The sequence below is a fragment of the Micromonospora sp. NPDC049275 genome (assembly GCF_043197115.1).
Lineage (GTDB): Bacteria > Actinomycetota > Actinomycetes > Mycobacteriales > Micromonosporaceae > Micromonospora.
On the sequence record NZ_JBICSN010000003.1, the window covers coordinates 599786 to 616050 of the forward strand.

Below are 16265 nucleotides of genomic sequence, written 5' to 3' on the forward strand. Positions count from 1 at the left end.
GACAGCGATCCGTGGAGGTCAGCCCAGCGGGCCGACCTCCCGTTCGATGGCGGCGCGCAGCTCCGGCCCGGCCAGCACCGCGCGGGCGGCCTCCAGCACAGGTGCGAGGAACACGTCCGGGCCGGGTTCACCGGCCGCCGGACCGAGCGCGGCGACGGCGGCCCGGCCGGCCGGCGACGGCACCAGCGGCGCGCGCAGTTGCAGGCCGCGTACGCCGGCCAGCAACTCGACGGCGAGCAGGCTGGTCAGGTTGTCCAGTACGGTACGCAGCTTCTTGGTGGCCGCCCAGCCCATCGAGACGTGGTCCTCCTGCATGCCGCTCGTGGGCAGCGAGTCCACCGAGGCGGGGGCGGCCAGCCGCCGGTTCTCCGCGACGATCCCGGCCGCCGTGTACTGGGCGATCATCAGGCCGGAGTTGACCCCGGCGTCGGGGGAGAGGAACGCGGGTAGTTCCCGGGAACGGGTGACGTCCAGCAGCCGGTCGACCCGCCGCTCGGCGATCGCGCCCACCTCGGCGGCGGCGATGGCGAGAAAGTCGGCGGCGAAGCCCAGCGGCGCGCCGTGGAAGTTTCCGGTGGACTCGACCCGCCCGTCGGGCAGCACCACCGGGTTGTCCACGACGGACACCAGCTCGCGGGCCGCGACCGTGCGGACGAAGTCCAGGGTGTCCCGGGCCGCGCCGGCGACCTGCGGTGCGCAGCGCATCGAGTACGCGTCCTGCACGGCGTGCGCCAGGTCGTCGCGGTGCGAGTCCATGACGCGGGAGTCCTGCAACAGCCGGTGGATGTTCGCCGCCGACGCCGCCTGGCCGGGGTGCGGTCGGATGGCGTGCAGCTCGGGCAGGAACGGCCGCTCCGAGCCGAGCATCGCCTCGATGGCCAGCGCGGCGGTCACGTCGGCCATGGCGAACAGGTGCGCCGCGTCGTGGATGGCCATCAGCAGCATGCCGAGCATGCCGTCGGTGCCGTTGATCAGCGCCAGCCCCTCCTTGGCGGCCAGCTCGATCGGCGTGAGCCCGGCGGCGTGCAGCACCTCGGCCGCGTCGCGCCGCTCGCCGGCCGGGCCGAGCACCCAGCCCTCACCGAGCAGCACGAGCGCGCAGTGCGCCAGCGGCGCCAGGTCGCCGGAGGCGCCCAACGAACCGTGCTCCGGCACCCACGGGGTGATGTCGTGGTTGAGCAGGTCGACGAGCGCCTCGGCGACCAGCGGGCGGACGCCGGAGCGGCCCAGGGCGAGCGAGCGGACCCGCAGCAGCATCATGGCCCGCACCACCTCGCGCGGCATCGGGGCGCCCACCCCGGCGGCGTGCGAGCGGATCAGCGCGTGTTGCAGCTCGGCCCGCCGCTCCGGCGCGACGAAGGTGTTGGCGAGCGCGCCGAACCCGGTCGACACGCCGTAGACGGGCCGCCCGGCGGCCTCGATGCCGTCCACGATCGCGCGGCTGGTCGCCATCGCGTCCCGGGTGGCCGGGGCGAGGGTCACCGTGGCGGTGCCGCGCGCCACCGCGAGGACGTCGTCGGCGGTGATACCGGTGGGCTGGATGGTCACGGTCGTCACTGTGGAACTCCGTTGCGTATTACCTGGTGGATCAGGGGGACACCGGGCCGGTAGGCCAGGTGCAGGTACGAGGGGGCGTCCAGGACGACCAGGTCGGCCCGCGCGCCGGGGGTGAGCACGCCGACGTCGTCGCGGCGCAGCGCCCGCGCGCCACCGGCGGTCGCCGCCCACAGCGCCTCCGCCGGGGTCATCCGCATCTCCCGGACCGCGAGGGCGATGCAGAACGGCATCGACGAGGTGTACGACGAGCCGGGGTTGCAGTCCGTCGCCAGCGCCACCGTGACTCCGGCGTCGAGCAGCCGGCGGGCGTCCGGGTACGGCGAGCGGGTGGAGAACTCGGCGCCGGGCAGCAGGGTGGCGACTGTGGTCGTGTGCGGGCCTTTGTGGCACATGCAGGCCACCGCCGTGGAGGCCAGCGCGTCCACGTCGGCGTCGGACAGGTGGGTGCAGTGGTCGACGCTTGCCGCACCCAGCTCCACCCCGAGCTGCACACCCGGCCCGGGGCCGAGCTGGTTGGCGTGCAGCCGCACACCGAGCCCGACGGCCTGCCCGCAGGCGAGGATGGCCCGGGCGTGGTCGACGTCGAAGGCGCCCCGCTCGCAGAACACGTCGATCCACTTGGCGTGCGGCGCGGCGGCGGCCAGCATCGGCCCGCAGACCAGTCCGACGTAGTCGTCCGGACGGTCGGCGTACTCGGCGGGGACCACGTGCGCGCCGAGGAAGGTGGTGTCCTCGGTGAACTCGGCGGCGATCCGCAGCGAGCGGGCCTCGTCGGCGACGCTCAGCCCGTACCCACTCTTGATCTCGATGGTCGTGGTGCCCTGGCGCAGCGCCTCCCCGCGCAGCCTGCGCACGGTGGCCCGCAGCTCGTCGTCGGTGGCGGCCCGGGTCGCGCCGACGGTGGTCCGGATGCCACCGCCGGTGTAGGGCTCGCCGGCCATCCGGGCGGCGAACTCGGCGGCCCGGTCCCCGGCGAAGACCAGGTGCGCGTGGCTGTCCACGAACCCGGGCAGCACGGCGGCCCCACCGGCGTCGATCCGCCGGTCGGCGGCCGGCGCGTACGCGGCCGGCCCGACCCACGCCACGCGGCCCTCCTCGATCAGCACTGCCGCCCTGCGGCGGATGCCCAGCGGGCCCTCGCCGACGCCGTTGGTGACCAGCTCGCCGATGTTGTCGACAAGCAGGGCGCTCATGAGGGGATCACCGCCTCGATGGACGCCGACAGTTCGGCCGGCACGTCCACGCTCAGGTGCCGGCCCTCGGCCACCACCACGCGGCCGTCCACCACCACCTGTTCGACGTCGGCCGCCCCGGCCGCGAAGAACGCCCCCACCGGCGGCACCCCGGCGGTGCGGGCGCTGTCGAGTCGTACCGTGACCAGGTCGGCGCGAGCGCCGACGGCGATCCGCCCGGCGTCGGCCCAGCCCAGCGCGGCGTGGCCGGCGGCGGTCGCCATGGTCAGCAGACCGGCCGGGGTGAAGTGGCCGCGGCGGCGGGTGCGCAGCCGTTCGTCCAGCTCCACCGCCCGGGCCTCCTCGAACAGGTCGACGACGGCGTGGCTGTCGCTGCCCAGACTCAGCCGGATCCCCGCGTCGGCCATCCGCCGGGCCGGGCCGATGCCGTCGGCGAGGTCGCGTTCGGTGGTGGGGCAGAGGCACACACCGGTCCGGCTGTCGCCGAGCAGCGTCAGGTCACCGCTTGTCGGATGGGTGGCGTGCACGGCTGTGGTGTCCGGCCCGAGCACGCCGTGCTCGGCGAGCAGGGCGGTGGGCGTACGCCCGTGCACGGTCCGGCACTCGTCGTTCTCGGCGGGCTGCTCGGAGAGGTGCACGTGCAGCGGCGCCTGCCGCTCCCGGGCCCAGTCGGCGACCGTGCCGAGTTGGTCGGCCGGGACCGCCCGCACCGAGTGCACTGCCGCGCCCACCCGGACGTGCGAGTCCGCCGGCGCGAACGCCGACACGCGCTGCGCCCAGCGGGCCGCGTCGCCGTCGCCGAAGCGCCGCTGCGGCCCGGTGAGCGGCCGGCCGTCCACCCCGGCGCTCAGGTAACAGGTGTCCAGCAGGGTGAGCCGGATGCCGGCGTGCGCGGCGGCCTCGACAAGCGCCGCCCCCATCGCGTTCGGGTCGTCGTACGCGCCGCCGTCGGGCCTGTGGTGCAGGTAGTGGAACTCGCCGACGCAGGTGATCCCCGCGAGGGCCATCTCGGCGTAGACGGCGCGGGCCAGCGCCAGGTAGGTGTCCGGGTCCAGCCGGTCGGCGACCGCGTACATCCGGTCCCGCCAGCTGAAGAAGTCGCCCCGGCCGCCGTGGGTACGCCCGCGCAGAGCCCTGTGGAAGGCGTGCGAGTGCACGTTCGCGAGGCCGGGCAGGGTCAGGCCGGGCAGCGGCACCGCGTCGGCGTACACGTCCACGCCGGCGCTCGGCCGGCCGGGAGCGGCCAACGCGGTCACACCGGTGATCACCCCACCGTCGGTCTCGATGAGCACGTCGGGCGTGGGCTGGGCGAGATCGGGCAGCCAGGCGTACTCGGCGAGCCAGCGGGTCGGTGTCACAGGCATGTCAGCTCCTCCAGCACCCGGGCCAGCGCCCGTACCCCGGCGGCGCAGTCGTCGTCCGTCGCGGCCTCGGCGGGGGAGTGGGACACCCCTGTCGGGTTGCGCACGAAGAGCATCGCGGTGGGCAGGTGCGCGGCGAGCACCCCGGCGTCGTGCCCGGCACCGGTCGGCAGCACCGGCGCGTCGAGCAGCGTCGCCAGGCGTTCGGCCAGCCCACCGTCGAAGGCGACAAGCGGGGTCACCGACTCCTCGGTGACTGTCACCTCCGTACCGTCGCGGCGGGCCCGCTCGGCGAGCTTGCCCCGGACCGCGTCGACGAGCCCGGTCAGGGTCTCCGGGTCGGCGGCGCGGGCGTCCAACCAGCCGGTCACCCTCGACGGGATGGCGTTTGTGGCGTTGGGCTCGACGGAGACCCGGCCCACTGTGGCGTGCGCCCCGCGCAGCCGGGCCTCCTTGTTGGCCGCCAGCACCGTGAACGCGTAGGTGAGCATCGGGTCGCGGCGGTCGGCCATCCGGGTCGTACCCGCGTGGTTGCCCTCGCCGACCACGTCGAAGCGCCAGCGGCCGTGCGGCCAGATCGCGCTTGCCACGCCTACGGGCGCGTCCACGTCGGCAAGCGCGCGGCCCTGCTCGACGTGCAGCTCCACGAAGGCGCCGAACCGGCCCAGCAGCTCCGGTCGGGCGCCCGCCGGTCGGTCGCCGAGCGCGTCGGCGAAGCTCACCCCGGCCGCGTCGCGCAGGCCGGCCGCGCGGTCGGCCGACAGCGCCCCGGTGAGCAGCCGCGACCCCAGACAGGGTACGCCGAAACGGGCGCCCTCCTCCTCGACGAAAGCGCCCAGCACCAGCGGCCGGACGGGGGTGACCCCGACGGCGCGCAGCTCGTCCACGGCCAGGAACGCGCTGACGATGCCGAGCGGCCCGTCGTACGCCCCGCCGTGCGGCACCGAGTCGAAGTGGCTGCCGGTCAGCACCGCGTCGGCGCCCTCGGGGTCACCCCAGTGGGCGAACAGGTTGCCGTTGCCGTCCTCGGTGACCGGCATGGCGCGGCGCTCGGCCTGCGCCCGGAACCAGGCCCGCAACTCCGTCTCCGGCTCGGTCAACGCGTAGCGCAGGTAGCCGCCGCTGCCGGCGTCCCGCCCGACCGGCGCGATCTCGTCCCACAACGCCCGGAAACGGGAGGAGAGGTCGTCGCTCACGCGGGTCCCCCCTCCGTCATGGGGACCCGGACGCCGGTGCGCTCGGCGACCTCGCGGGCGCTGTCGTAGCCGGCGTCGACGTGCCGGATGACGCCCATCGCCGGGTCGTTGGTGAGCACCCGCTCGATCTTCTGCCCGGCGAGGGCGGTGCCGTCTGCCACGCAGACCTGCCCGGCGTGGATCGACCGGCCGATGCCGACGCCACCGCCGTGGTGGATCGACACCCAGGACGCGCCGCTCGCCGTGTTGACAAGGGCGTTGAGCAGCGGCCAGTCGGCGATGGCGTCGGAGCCGTCGGCCATCCCCTCGGTCTCCCGGTACGGGCTCGCGACGCTGCCGGTGTCCAGGTGGTCCCGACCGATCACCACCGGGGCGGAGAGCTCACCGGAGGCGACCATGTCGTTGAACCGCACACCCGCCCGGTCCCGCTCACCCTGGCCGAGCCAGCAGATCCGGGCCGGCAGACCCTGGAACGCGACCCGCTCGCCGGCCAGCTTGATCCAGCGGGCCAGCGACTCGTTCTCCGGGAACAGATCCAGGATGGCCCGGTCCGTGGCCGCGATGTCGGCCGGGTCTCCGGAGAGCGCCGCCCACCGGAACGGACCCCTGCCCTCGCAGAACAACGGCCGGATGTACGCCGGCACGAAGCCCGGGAAGTCGAAGGCACGCTGGTAGCCGCCGAGCTGCGCCTCGCCCCGGATCGAGTTGCCGTAGTCGAACACCTCGGCGCCGGCGTCGAGGAAGCCCACCATGGCCTCGACGTGCTGCGCCATCGACGCGCGGGCCCGGTCGGTGAACTCGGCCGGCTTGGCCGTGGCGTAGTCGCGGGCGTCGGCCAGCTCGACCCCCACCGGCACGTACGCCAGCGGGTCGTGGGCGCTGGTCTGGTCGGTCACGATGTCGATCTCGACGCCCCGGCGGAGCAGCTCGGGGAAGACCTCGGCGGCGTTGCCGACCACGCCGACGCTCAGCGCCCGCCGGTCCCGCTTCGCGGCGAGAACCCGCTCGACGGCGTCGTCCAGGGAGTCGGCGACCTCGTCGAGGTAGCGGTCGTGCACGCGACGGTCCAGCCGGGTGCGGTCCACGTCCACGATCAGGCAGACGCCGTCGTTCATGGTGACCGCGAGGGGCTGCGCGCCGCCCATTCCGCCGCAGCCGGCGGTCAGGGTCAACGTGCCGGCGAGACTGCCGTCGAACCTCTTCGCGGCCACCGCCGCGAACGTCTCGTAGGTGCCCTGGAGGATGCCCTGGGTGCCGATGTAGATCCACGAACCGGCGGTCATCTGCCCGTACATCGTCAGGCCGAGCTGTTCGAGGCGGCGGAACTCCGGCCAGGTCGCCCAGTCACCGACCAGGTTCGAGTTGGCCAGCAGCACCCGGGGCGCCCACTCGTGGGTGCGCATGACCCCCACCGGGCGGCCCGACTGCACAAGCATCGTCTCGTCCTCGCGCAGGTCGGTAAGCGTACGGACCAACGCGTGGTACGACGGCCAGTCCCGCGCCGCCTTGCCGGTGCCGCCATAGACGACCAGGTCGTCGGGGCGTTCGGCCACCTCCGGGTCGAGGTTGTTCATCAGCATTCGCAGGGCGGCCTCCTGCTGCCACCCGCGGGTGGTGAGCTGGCTGCCCCGTGCGGCACGGATGGGCTGGGTCATCTGCGGTCTCCTCCGGTCAACCGAGGAACAACTGTCGGCGGGCCGCGGAGGCTTCGAACGCCTCCAGACGGCGTTGGGTGTCGGCCGGCGCGGCGTCGCAGATCGCCTGCAGCAGCACCATGGCCAGGGTCATCGGGGCGGTGTGCAGGTCGAAGACGAGCTGTGCGCCGACGGCGGCCGGCAGCACCACGTCGGCGTGTTCGACGGCCGGGCTGACCGGCGAGTCGGTGATCGCCACGACGGTGAGTCCGGCGGCACGCGCGTCGCGCAGCGCGTCCAGGGTCTCCCGGGGATAGCGGGGCAGCACGAAGGCCAGCACGGCGGACGCCCCGGACTCGGCGGCCTGCTCCAGGCGGTCGGTGAGCAGGCTGCCGCCGTCGTCGAGCACCCGCACGTCCGGGTGCACCTTGGCGGCGAAGTAGGCGAAGTACGCGGCCAGCGGCGCGGCGGCGCGCAGCCCGAGCACCGGCAGCGGGCGGCTGGCCGCGAGCAGTCGCCCGGTCTCGGCGATCCGGTCGGTGTCGGCGAGCTGACCGGCCAGCCGGTCCAGGTTGCCCATCTCGGCGCGTACGGCCTGCTGGAGCTCGTTGGCGGCGTCGGTAGGACCGCCCGGTGTCGTGCTGGTGAGGTCGCGCAGCCGGCGGCGCAGCGCGGGGTAGCCGTCGTGGCCGAGCGCGACGGCGAACCGGGTGACCGAGGGCTGGCTGACCCCGGCCAGCTCGGCGACCTCCGCCGCGGAGAGGTACGCCACGGCCGGGGCGTGTTGTACGAGGCAGTGCGCGATCCGACGCTGGGTCGGGGTGAGTCGAATCCCGTCGAACAACTCCAGCAGGTCGGTGGCTCCTGCACCGCTTTCATTCACGGCATGACTCTAAGCATGAGAACTTTCACCGACAAGACCGGGGCGCCGGGCTGTCGTCCGCAGGCGCGACCGGGGCCTCGCCCGGCATCAGTGCAGTCGGTGAACGGCGGCGACGTCGGTGTCCTCGGTTCCGGCCATTCGACAGCTGGACACCGCGCTGTCGCGGAGTCTGTAAGATCGCAAGGCGGCCGAGCTAGGGAGTGGCACGTTCTCTGTAGTATCCGCACGGCGGTTGAGCGGAGGAGTGCGGATGCAGCCGGATGGCCCGTACAGGTTCACCCACGTGCTGGGCGGATGTCAGGTGGGCAAGGCGTGGGCGGCCATCGACGAGCAGGGCCGGCTGGTGACCGTGGCTGTCCTGGACGCCAGCGTGGCCACGCCCGCCTGGCGGGAGGCGTTCTTCGCCACTGCCAAAGCGATGGCGCAGACGCAGGGCGGTCAGCCCTTCGTCCACGCCGACTTCGCCGCCACCGCGCCGTGGGTCGCCTACTCGGCCGAGGCGGGACCGGCTGCGGAGAGGCTCTTCCGTGCGTTGGGCATGGACTACCAACCGGTTCCGGTTGAAGCCACGTCATCCGGCACCGACGTGCCGTCGACCTTCGCCCCCGTGAGCCCGACCGCAGCGGTGCCGCAGCAGGTCTCCGGGCCGCCGCAGTCCGTCTCGGGTGTGCCGCAGCAGGTGTCCGCGCCGCCGCAGCAGGTGTCCGCGCCGCCGCAGCAGGTCTCCGGGCCGCCGCAGCAGGTCTCGGGTGTGCCGCACCAGGTCTCCGCGCCGCCCCACGCGCCCTGGGCGATGCACGGTGGTCCGATTCCCGTACAGCCGATCTCCGCCGCGCCACAACCGGTCTCCGGCGTCGGTGCGGAGGCGTCCACCGTGGACCCGGTGTTCCCGGATGGCGATCGGCCGTCCTCCGGCGACCCGTTCGCCGGCCCGGTCCGGCGGATCAAGCCGTCCGCGCCGCCCCCGCGCCGCACCGGCCTCTGGGTTGGTGTCGCCGCCGCGGCCCTGGCGGTGGCTGTGGGCGCCGGCGCCACCGTCTGGGCGGTCTCCGGCGACGAGAAGCCGACCGAGCCGCAGACCCTGCCCACGGCGTCCGGCAGCGCGGCCTTCCCCAGCGCCCCGGCGATCAACCCTGGGCTGAAGCCCTGGGCCCAGGCCGCGCCGTACAGCGTCGAGGAGCGTTCCCTCGCCATCGCCGGGCCGTCCATGGTGTTCGTCGAGGCAGTCTTCACCGGCACCCTGCGAGAGGCGAAGTCCAACGTTCCGCTGAGTGTGACGCCGGTCACCTTCAAGCGGCGGTGCAGCGGCTTCGTGGTGAACGCGGACGGCCACATCGTCACCAACGGTCAGTGCGTTCGCCCGGCCGTGGAGGCGGCCCGGGAGCGCGCCCTCTACACGCTCGGTCGGATCCTGATCGAGCAGAAGAGGCTGACCGCGCCCCAGCTCGACGGGTACGTCCGGAGCAAGCTGAACAGCAGTGTTTTCACAGGTGCCGAGCCCGGCTCGGAACCCGTCAGCCAGGTCTTCGCCCAGTTCAACGTGGCCCGCGGCGACCTCACCGCCAGCCCCGCCATCCCCGGCCAGATCGTCCGGGTCCTCGAGCCCGATGCCGGCAACCTCGCTCTGGTCAAGCTGACCCAACCCAGCCTCCCGACGGTGGAGTTGGCCGACGGCGGCGTGCCCGGACCGGGCGCCGCGCTGCTCGTGATGGGTTACCGCACCACCGACGCGGACTTCCGGGCCGCGACCTACACCGTGGAGAGCAAGCCGGCCCAGGTCGCCGGCACGGCCAGCCAGGGATCGGTGAGCGTCTCCCGCCTCAACGACGACGTCGGCATCTACTCCGCCGGTGGCGTCGCCCTGGACACCACCGGCAGGGTGGTCGGCGTGCTGGACACCGACCGTGCGGCAAGTGGCACACCCAACCGCGCGCTGGTGCCGGTGTCGGTGGTCACCGGGCTGCTCGAGGCGGGTGGCACCAGCAACGGCCGCGCCGACACCGACCGGGTGTACCGGGACGGGTTGGACGCGTTCTTCGCCGGTCGGAACGCCGATGCCATCGCCAACTTCGACCGCGTCGCCGACGCATCGCCGGTCAACCTCCTGGCACAGGCGTACCGGCAGAACGCCGTGGACCGCGCCCGGCTCGCCGGGGAGTCGGACGGCCCGCCCCGGCTCCTGCTGACGCTGCTCGCCGGGCTCGGTGGTGTGCTGCTGGTCGGGCTGATCGTGCTCGTGGTGGTGTTCCTCCGCCGGCGCCCCCGGTACTGACCGGGCCGCCCCGCACGGCAGCGGTCAGCGGGTGGAGTCGTCCCGCCCCCACCCGTCGCGCGGGTGTCGGCGGGCGCGCAGCGCCGCGGCGACCGTGATCGCCACGTAGACCGTGGCCGCCGGGACGAGCCACGGCCGGGGCAGGACGACGTCGCGCAGCCAGGAGGACGGTACCGACGCCCGGACCCCGTCGTGGCTGGCCCGCAGCATCGTGTTGCCGGCCCGCACCCGCGCCAGGGTGCGGAGCAGATCACGGGTACGGCGGGGCGCCTGCACATAGGACGTCGCATCGCCGACCTCGCGCTTCTCCTCAGACGAGAACTGCGAATCCAGGAAAAGATCGTCAGCGATCTGCTCGGGGAATTGGTCGAAGCGCCGGTGCCCGGCCTCCGAGATGCCGATGGCGCCGCGACCGAACAACGCGTCGGCGAAAATCGGCAGCCTGGTGTTGATGGCGTAGTACGCGTGCACCGCCGCCGGTCGGCCGGTTGTCACCATCTGCCGCCGCGGCATGACCGCCAGGGGCGGAGGGTCGCCCTCGGTGAGCGTCGCGGCCATCCGGCGCAGCGCTCCGGGGCTCAGGACGACGTCCGCGTCGAGGTAGATCCGGGGGAAACCGCGGGCGACGGTGTCTCCCACGTTGAGCGCGTGGGCCTTCCCCGCCTCGGCCACCTCGATGACCCGTACCTCCGGGCGCCGGGCAGCGACGAGCGCAGTGTCGTCCGTGCAGCCGTTGGCCACGACGACGATGTCCAGCTCGTCCGGGCCGGCGTCGGTGAGCAGCGCGTCGAGGCAACCACCGATGACCCGTGCCTCGTTGTGGGCGGCGATCACCACGGAGATCATCGAAGTAGCCACCATCCACAATCGAGGAAACCGGTCGCTTCGTGCTGGCGGCCGGACAGGTCGCAGGTCATGCCGGGCCGACCGGGTACGACGGTCCAGCTTGCCGGAGACGGTCGCGCCTCGCAAGACAGCCGAAAAAGCGGTCGAATTGGTCAATCCGAAATGTCCGTCCAGCCGGCTGAGATCGCAGCTCGGCAAGTGTGTCGGACCATGGCCGGGGGCCCCGGAATATCGGAGAACGCTGGTATCGTCCTCGTGATTCTGGGACCGGGCGGCGGCAGGCCACTGTGGATGTTCCGTAGCGACATTTGGTTCATCCGGTGTCTGTTGCCAGCTGCTCTCGTCCAGGGATCGATGGTCGGACGACATCGGCCGGAGCGACGGCGCGCCCACGATGCCGGCCGGCGCCCACGGCGGACACTGATGAGGAGACACGCCCGCGATGGGAACCTTGACCACTCCGGCCCCAGGACCACGGTCGGAGGTGGGGCACCGGGACGGGCCGACGCCCCGCCACGAGCAGATCGCCGGGTACCTGGCCGTCGGCGCCCTGGCTCTCATCGCGGTGAAGCCACTGCTCGACATCGGTGAGAAGGACGCCGGCGGCGGGATCGACCTCGGCGTGGTGCTCACCGCCGTCGGCGCCGCGCTGATGTTCGCCGCGTACGGGTTCGTCGCCCTCGGCGCCCGTCGGCTGCCGCCCAGGCCGCTGCTGCTGGTGGCGGGTGCGCTGGTGCTGCTCCTGGTCAGCTCGGCGGTCAGCTACCTCCTCGTGGGCGCCCGCGGCGACCTGCTCGATCTATTCGACGTGCGTCGCTATCCGATCTACGGCGCGCACCTGGAGCCCCGCTCGGCCATCCCGGCCGAGGCGTTGCGGCTGGTCGTCGGCTTCGCCCCGATCGCGCTGCTCGGCCTGCTGCTGATGCGGCGGTCCCTCGTCTCCTCGCGGCGACTCGTCCTGGTCACCGGGGTCGTGCTGGCGGGCGCCGTCGTCCACTGTGTACTCGCGTGGCTCCAGGTCGCCGGAGTCATTCCGTACTCGTTCTACTTCGAGCTGGCCAACTGGCAGAAGATCGGGCGTGCCTCGGGGGGTTACTACCACCCGATGTCGCTCGGCCGGCTGCTCATCTTCTCGGTCTTCCTGATCTACGTCCTGGGCGATCGGCTCCGCGTGCCGGCCGCCGTGCGGTACGCGCTGATCGGCCTCTTCGTCGCCACCGGCGCCGTGTCCCTGCACCGCTTCACGATCCTCTGCCTGATCGTCATCGTGGCCGCCTTCGAGGCGCGACGCGTCCGTGGCCTGATCGCGTCCCGGCGCGCCGGTGGCCGGGTCGACCGCAGGTCGGCGCTGCTGGTGGGCGGCGGGGTGGCGGCGGTCGCTGCCACTGCCGGTGGCCTGTGGGGCGGGGCCATCTGGGAGCGGGTCCGGGTCGCCCTCACGGAGGTGGGGTCGCTCGACGTCCGGTCCGACACCTTCATGCACGGCCGCGGCGCGATCTGGAACGACGTGGCGGACATCCTGGGTCGCTCGTCCGCGGACGTGTGGCTGTTCGGCTTCGGCTACGAGCCGTGGGACATGCACAACGACCTGATCCGCGTCATGATCATCTGGGGAGTCACCGGGCTCGTCCTGGTCGGCGCGATCCTCGTCGGGCTCTACCGCCTCGCCCGTGCGCAGCTCGGCCCGTCCGGTCGACTGCCGCTGCTGGTGCTCTTCGCCACGCTCCTCATCTTCGGGCTCACCCAGAAGCCCCTGGCGTACCCGTACTTCCTCTGGCTCTTCTTCCTCGGCATGCTGGCAGTGCTCGCTGTCGACGCGGAGAACGACGACGACACGCGGCCGGGGTCGTCGTTGCGGTCCGACGACAGCGGGTCGGTGGCGTCGGGCGGGCCGACATGACGAACCCCTCGGTCCCCGCATCCCTTCGTGCGGACCACCCCCACCCGCCCCGACAGGCCGACCGGGGCGAGGCGGACGCGGCCACCACACCTGTCGTCCGGCCCACCTTCACGGTCTGCATCGTCGTCCGGGACCGGGCCGCCCTGCTCGTCAACGCGGTCCGCAGCGTGCTGGCCAACACCTACCAGGATTTCGAGCTCGTCATCGTCGACGACGGCTCCGAGGTGCCGGTCGCGCAGGTGATCGCCGAGGCCGGGCTCACCACCGACCGCCGGATCAGGGTGCTGAGCCAACCGCCCACCGGCATCGCCGAGGCCCGCAACCGTGGGCTGCGCGCCGCGGTCGGGCGGTACCTGACCGTGCTCGACTCCGACGACGAGCTCACCAAGGACGCGTTGGCCCGGCTGCACCGGCTGCTCACCACCACCGGGCGGAGCTGGGTGTACGCCGACTACACCGAGATCACCCAGGGTGTGGACCGGCCCATCCGGCTGCCCGAGTACGCCTCGGCCGACCGCATGCTGCTCGGCGTCCTGACCCGTCCGCGCCTGCCGTTCAAGCATTCCGGCACCACCATCGACCGGCAGGTGCTCGACACCATCGGCGGGTACGACGAGACCTTCCGGCTCTTCGAGGACATCGAGCTGGTGCTGCGCGCGCTGCGGTCCGGTGTGCACCCCTGCCACCTGGACCACCCCATCGTGCGGTTCCAGCGCCACGACGGCAACGTCACCCGAGGCCGTCTCGGCGGCCTGGTCTTCTGGTTCCGACTGATCGACATGTACCGGCCGTGGCGGTTTCCCGGGGTGGGCCTGAGCATGAAGGCGCTGCGGGCGCTGAGCGAGACGGGCAAGTGGCTTGTCACCCGCATCCGTTGACCTCGACCCCGGCAGCCCGGTGCGCCCGGCGGCGTCGCGCGGACGGGTGACCCGGGTCCTGGGCCATCTGGGCATGCTGGGCCTGAGTCAGGTAGGCGTCACCGTCGCGGCCTTCGCCACCCAGATCGTGTTGGCCCGCAGCCTGCCCCCGGCCGCGTTCGGGACGTTCACCGCCGCCCTCGCCGTGGTGTCACTGACCGCGCCGCTGGCGGTCTTCGGTGTCTCCGAGCTCTGGTTGCAGCGGTTCGGGCAGGAGGGGGAGCGGGCCTACCGCTGGGTGCGCCCGTCGCTGCGTCTGGTGCTTATCGCCTGCGTGCTGCTCGTCGCGGGCACGCTGGCCTGGAGCGGCGCCGAGATGCACGATCCGGCCGAGGGCGGGGTGCGTGCGCTGCTGGCCAGCGTGGTCGTCGCGCAGGCGGGCCTCGCGCTCGTCGCATCGGTGCAGCAACTGCGCGGCGCGTACGCCGGCCTGTCGGCTCTGCAGGCCGCTCCGCACCTGGGCCGGGTGCTGGTGGTGCTGGCGGTGTGGCTGTTCGGGTTCTCGGTGGTGGTGGCGGCGGCCGGTTACGCCCTGGTCGCCCTGCTGACCGTGGTGGCCTGTGCCGTCGTCATGCGGCCCTTCCTCCGTGGGGACATGCCGTTGGAGGGGCACGCGGCAGCGACAGGGCCACCCGGCCCGGCGGTGCCGGTGACCGCTGTCGCCCGGGCCGCGACCCCGTTCGTGCTGGGCAACGTGTTCTACCTGCTCGGCATCTATCTGGGCACGGTGACCGTCGCCGAGGTGCGCGGTCCCGAGGCGGCCGCGGTGCTGTCCGTGCCGATGTCCGTGCTGACCGCCGTGTACCTCGTGCCCCGAGTGGTCTTCCAGCAGTACTTCCTGGCCAAGCTGCACCGCTGGTCGCAGACCGACCGGGGCGCGATCCTGATGGCGTACCGCTACGGCGGCACCGGGATGTTCGTGCTGGGTGTGGTCATCGCGGCGCTGGTGGCGCTCGGTGGGATGCCGGTGCTGCCGTTCCTGCTCGGTCCGGAGTACGCGGAGTCCGCTGCCGTCCTGGCCGTGCTCGCCCTGGCCATTCCGTTCCGGTTCGCCGGCGCGGCGGTGGCCTCGCTGCTCACCAGCGGCGGCCTGCTGCGTCGCAAGGTGGCCTATCAGGGCGTGGGCGCCCTCGTGTTCCTGGTGGCCCTCGCCGTCGCCACGCCGCTCTGGGGCATCATGGGTGCGGCGGCGGCGACCGTCGCGGCGGAGATCGTCCTCTGTGTGCTGTTCTGGACGGCGGTCCGCCGACGGGTCGTCGGGGACGCCGAGCTGCCGTCGTGGCACGATCTGCGCCAGCGACTTCCGAGGAGGGCCCCGCGTGCGTCCTGAACCGAGTGCCGCGGCTCGGCGACCCCTCGTGGTCGGGTACTACGGCATGGAGAACGTCGGGGACAACGCCTTCTGTGTCGTCCTGGACTGGGCGACCCGCAGCTACTGGGGTGCCACTCACCCGGTCTTCGCCGCTCCGCCGATGGTCGACCTGCCCAGGGCGAGCGTGGGCATGAGCCCTCGGTGGTACGGCGGCCGGGGTGCCAGGGATCGCGCGGGGGCGCTGCTGAGCAAGGCGACCCTGCTGAGCCGCTCCTCGATGCTGATCTTCGGAGGCGGCTCGGTCTTCCGGGACATGGGGCCGCTGAGCGAGAAGAGGCTGTTCAGCCTGTTCAGCCGATTCTCCGGGCATCCGATGGCAGCGGTCGGTGTCTCGATCGGCCCGTTCCTGTCCGCCGCCGCGGAGCGCCGCCTGGTCGAGGTGCTGAAGCGGATCGACGTCATCGGGGTCCGTGACGCCGCCTCCGCGGAGGTCCTGCGCCGCGCGGGCTATCCCGGTCTGCTCATCCAGGCGGGTGACCTCGCCGGCCTCCTGCCCGAGGCGCTGGGCGAGCCGATCCCACTCCGCCGGCCCCGCCCGGCGCCAGGCGCTCGGGCCCGCCTCGGGGTGACCCTGCTCGGCGTGGACTACGAGGCCGCCGCGCCGGACGTGCGACGGCGCGAGACCGCACTGGTCGAGGGCGTGCGGGCACTGGTGCGCAAGGAACCGGTGGACGTCACCGTCTTCGTCTTCAACACCCATGCCGAGCACGGCGACGAGCAGATCAGCGAGCGGCTGCGCGCGGCGGTGGCCGACGACTGCGAGGTGTGCGTGGTGACCGCGCGCGACGGCGTACGAGCCTGCTGGGACGAGATGAAGCGCTGCGACCTGGGGTTGCACATGCGGCTGCACGGCGCGGTCTTCGCGTATCTGGCCGGCGTGCCCTTCGCGTTGGTGCCCTACCAGCAGAAGTGTGACGACTTCCTCGACGACATCGACCAGCCGCCGTCCCTGCGGCTCGGGCGGGTCCCCGAGGATCCGGCCGAGGTGACGCGGGTGCTGGCCGGCATGCTCACCGACGACGCGGTGCCCGGTCTCACACGCGAGGAGTTCACCGAGCGGGCACGGTGGAACTTCACTCGGGCGCCCTGGGCGCTCGCCGCCGTGGCAGATCCGTCCGCAGGGTGACCAGCCGG

The 16265-nt window shown here is 73.0% G+C and carries 12 protein-coding genes; 5 read left to right on the forward strand and 7 right to left on the reverse strand.

The genetic code is table 11. From position 1 onward, the window contains the following. Window positions 1–18: 18 nt before the first annotated feature. Genes hutH through ACGFIE_RS13310 form a run of 6 tightly spaced genes read right to left on the reverse strand, consistent with a single transcriptional unit; the run spans window position 19 to window position 7824 of the window. On the reverse strand, window positions 19–1557 hold the full coding sequence (gene hutH / locus ACGFIE_RS13285; protein WP_363679050.1) for a histidine ammonia-lyase: 1539 nt from the start codon (window positions 1555–1557) through the stop codon (window positions 19–21). After that, window positions 1554–2750 carry an imidazolonepropionase gene (hutI, locus tag ACGFIE_RS13290; protein ID WP_363679052.1) on the reverse strand — a complete coding sequence of 399 codons (1197 nt, stop codon included), beginning with the start codon at window positions 2748–2750 and terminating at the stop codon, window positions 1554–1556. The genes hutH and hutI overlap by 4 nt, the downstream gene beginning before the upstream one ends. Then, window positions 2747–4114, reverse strand: a complete 1368-nt coding sequence (locus ACGFIE_RS13295) for a formimidoylglutamate deiminase (protein WP_393294166.1) — start codon at window positions 4112–4114, stop codon at window positions 2747–2749. The genes hutI and ACGFIE_RS13295 overlap by 4 nt, the downstream gene beginning before the upstream one ends. Beyond that, entirely contained in the window at window positions 4105–5307 is a 1203-nt protein-coding gene (locus ACGFIE_RS13300) for an allantoate amidohydrolase (RefSeq protein WP_393294168.1), read from the reverse strand. Before ACGFIE_RS13300 ends, ACGFIE_RS13295 begins: the two co-directional genes overlap by 10 nt. Further along, complete coding sequence (hutU, locus tag ACGFIE_RS13305; protein ID WP_393294170.1) at window positions 5304–6962, reverse strand: urocanate hydratase; 1659 nt, start codon at window positions 6960–6962, stop codon at window positions 5304–5306. The genes ACGFIE_RS13300 and hutU overlap by 4 nt, the downstream gene beginning before the upstream one ends. Before the next feature lie 16 nt (window positions 6963–6978). Then, a complete protein-coding gene (locus ACGFIE_RS13310) occupies window positions 6979–7824 on the reverse strand; it encodes a MurR/RpiR family transcriptional regulator (protein WP_363679060.1) in 846 nt (281 codons plus the stop codon). Window positions 7825–8074: 250 nt separating this feature from the next. Between ACGFIE_RS13310 and ACGFIE_RS13315 the strand changes: the two genes are divergently transcribed. Continuing rightward, window positions 8075–10096, forward strand: a complete 2022-nt coding sequence (locus ACGFIE_RS13315; protein ID WP_393294172.1) for a trypsin-like peptidase domain-containing protein — start codon at window positions 8075–8077, stop codon at window positions 10094–10096. Between the two features lie 24 nt (window positions 10097–10120). Here the strand turns inward: ACGFIE_RS13315 and ACGFIE_RS13320 are convergent, their stop codons facing one another. After that, complete coding sequence (locus ACGFIE_RS13320; RefSeq protein ID WP_393294174.1) at window positions 10121–10942, reverse strand: glycosyltransferase family 2 protein; 822 nt, start codon at window positions 10940–10942, stop codon at window positions 10121–10123. A 442-nt stretch (window positions 10943–11384) separates the two neighbouring features. Here ACGFIE_RS13320 and ACGFIE_RS13325 point away from each other — a divergent pair, with 442 nt between their 5' ends. Genes ACGFIE_RS13325 through ACGFIE_RS13340 form a run of 4 tightly spaced genes read left to right on the forward strand, consistent with a single transcriptional unit; the run spans window position 11385 to window position 16257 of the window. Continuing rightward, a complete protein-coding gene (locus ACGFIE_RS13325) occupies window positions 11385–12842 on the forward strand; it encodes a hypothetical protein (protein ID WP_393294176.1) in 1458 nt (485 codons plus the stop codon). Beyond that, on the forward strand, window positions 12839–13720 hold the full coding sequence (locus ACGFIE_RS13330; RefSeq protein ID WP_363679072.1) for a glycosyltransferase: 882 nt from the start codon (window positions 12839–12841) through the stop codon (window positions 13718–13720). Before ACGFIE_RS13325 ends, ACGFIE_RS13330 begins: the two co-directional genes overlap by 4 nt. Window positions 13721–13766: 46 nt before the next feature. Next, complete coding sequence (locus ACGFIE_RS13335) at window positions 13767–15089, forward strand: lipopolysaccharide biosynthesis protein (RefSeq protein ID WP_393294178.1); 1323 nt, start codon at window positions 13767–13769, stop codon at window positions 15087–15089. Next, a complete protein-coding gene (locus ACGFIE_RS13340) occupies window positions 15079–16257 on the forward strand; it encodes a polysaccharide pyruvyl transferase family protein (RefSeq protein ID WP_393294180.1) in 1179 nt (392 codons plus the stop codon). Before ACGFIE_RS13335 ends, ACGFIE_RS13340 begins: the two co-directional genes overlap by 11 nt. Window positions 16258–16265: the final 8 nt, after the last annotated feature.

Excerpts from the sequence above, each read along its gene's own strand:
- hutI (WP_363679052.1), bottom strand. The coding sequence starts at position 2,750 with ATGAGCGCCCTGCTTGTCGACAACATCGGCGAGCTGGTCACCAACGGC.
- ACGFIE_RS13295 (WP_393294166.1), bottom strand. The coding sequence starts at position 4,114 with ATGCCTGTGACACCGACCCGCTGGCTCGCCGAGTACGCCTGGCTGCCC.
- hutU (WP_393294170.1), bottom strand. The coding sequence starts at position 6,962 with ATGACCCAGCCCATCCGTGCCGCACGGGGCAGCCAGCTCACCACCCGC.
- ACGFIE_RS13315 (WP_393294172.1), top strand. The coding sequence starts at position 8,075 with ATGCAGCCGGATGGCCCGTACAGGTTCACCCACGTGCTGGGCGGATGT.
- ACGFIE_RS13320 (WP_393294174.1), bottom strand. The coding sequence starts at position 10,942 with ATGATCTCCGTGGTGATCGCCGCCCACAACGAGGCACGGGTCATCGGT.
- ACGFIE_RS13325 (WP_393294176.1), top strand. The coding sequence starts at position 11,385 with ATGGGAACCTTGACCACTCCGGCCCCAGGACCACGGTCGGAGGTGGGG.
- ACGFIE_RS13330 (WP_363679072.1), top strand. The coding sequence starts at position 12,839 with ATGACGAACCCCTCGGTCCCCGCATCCCTTCGTGCGGACCACCCCCAC.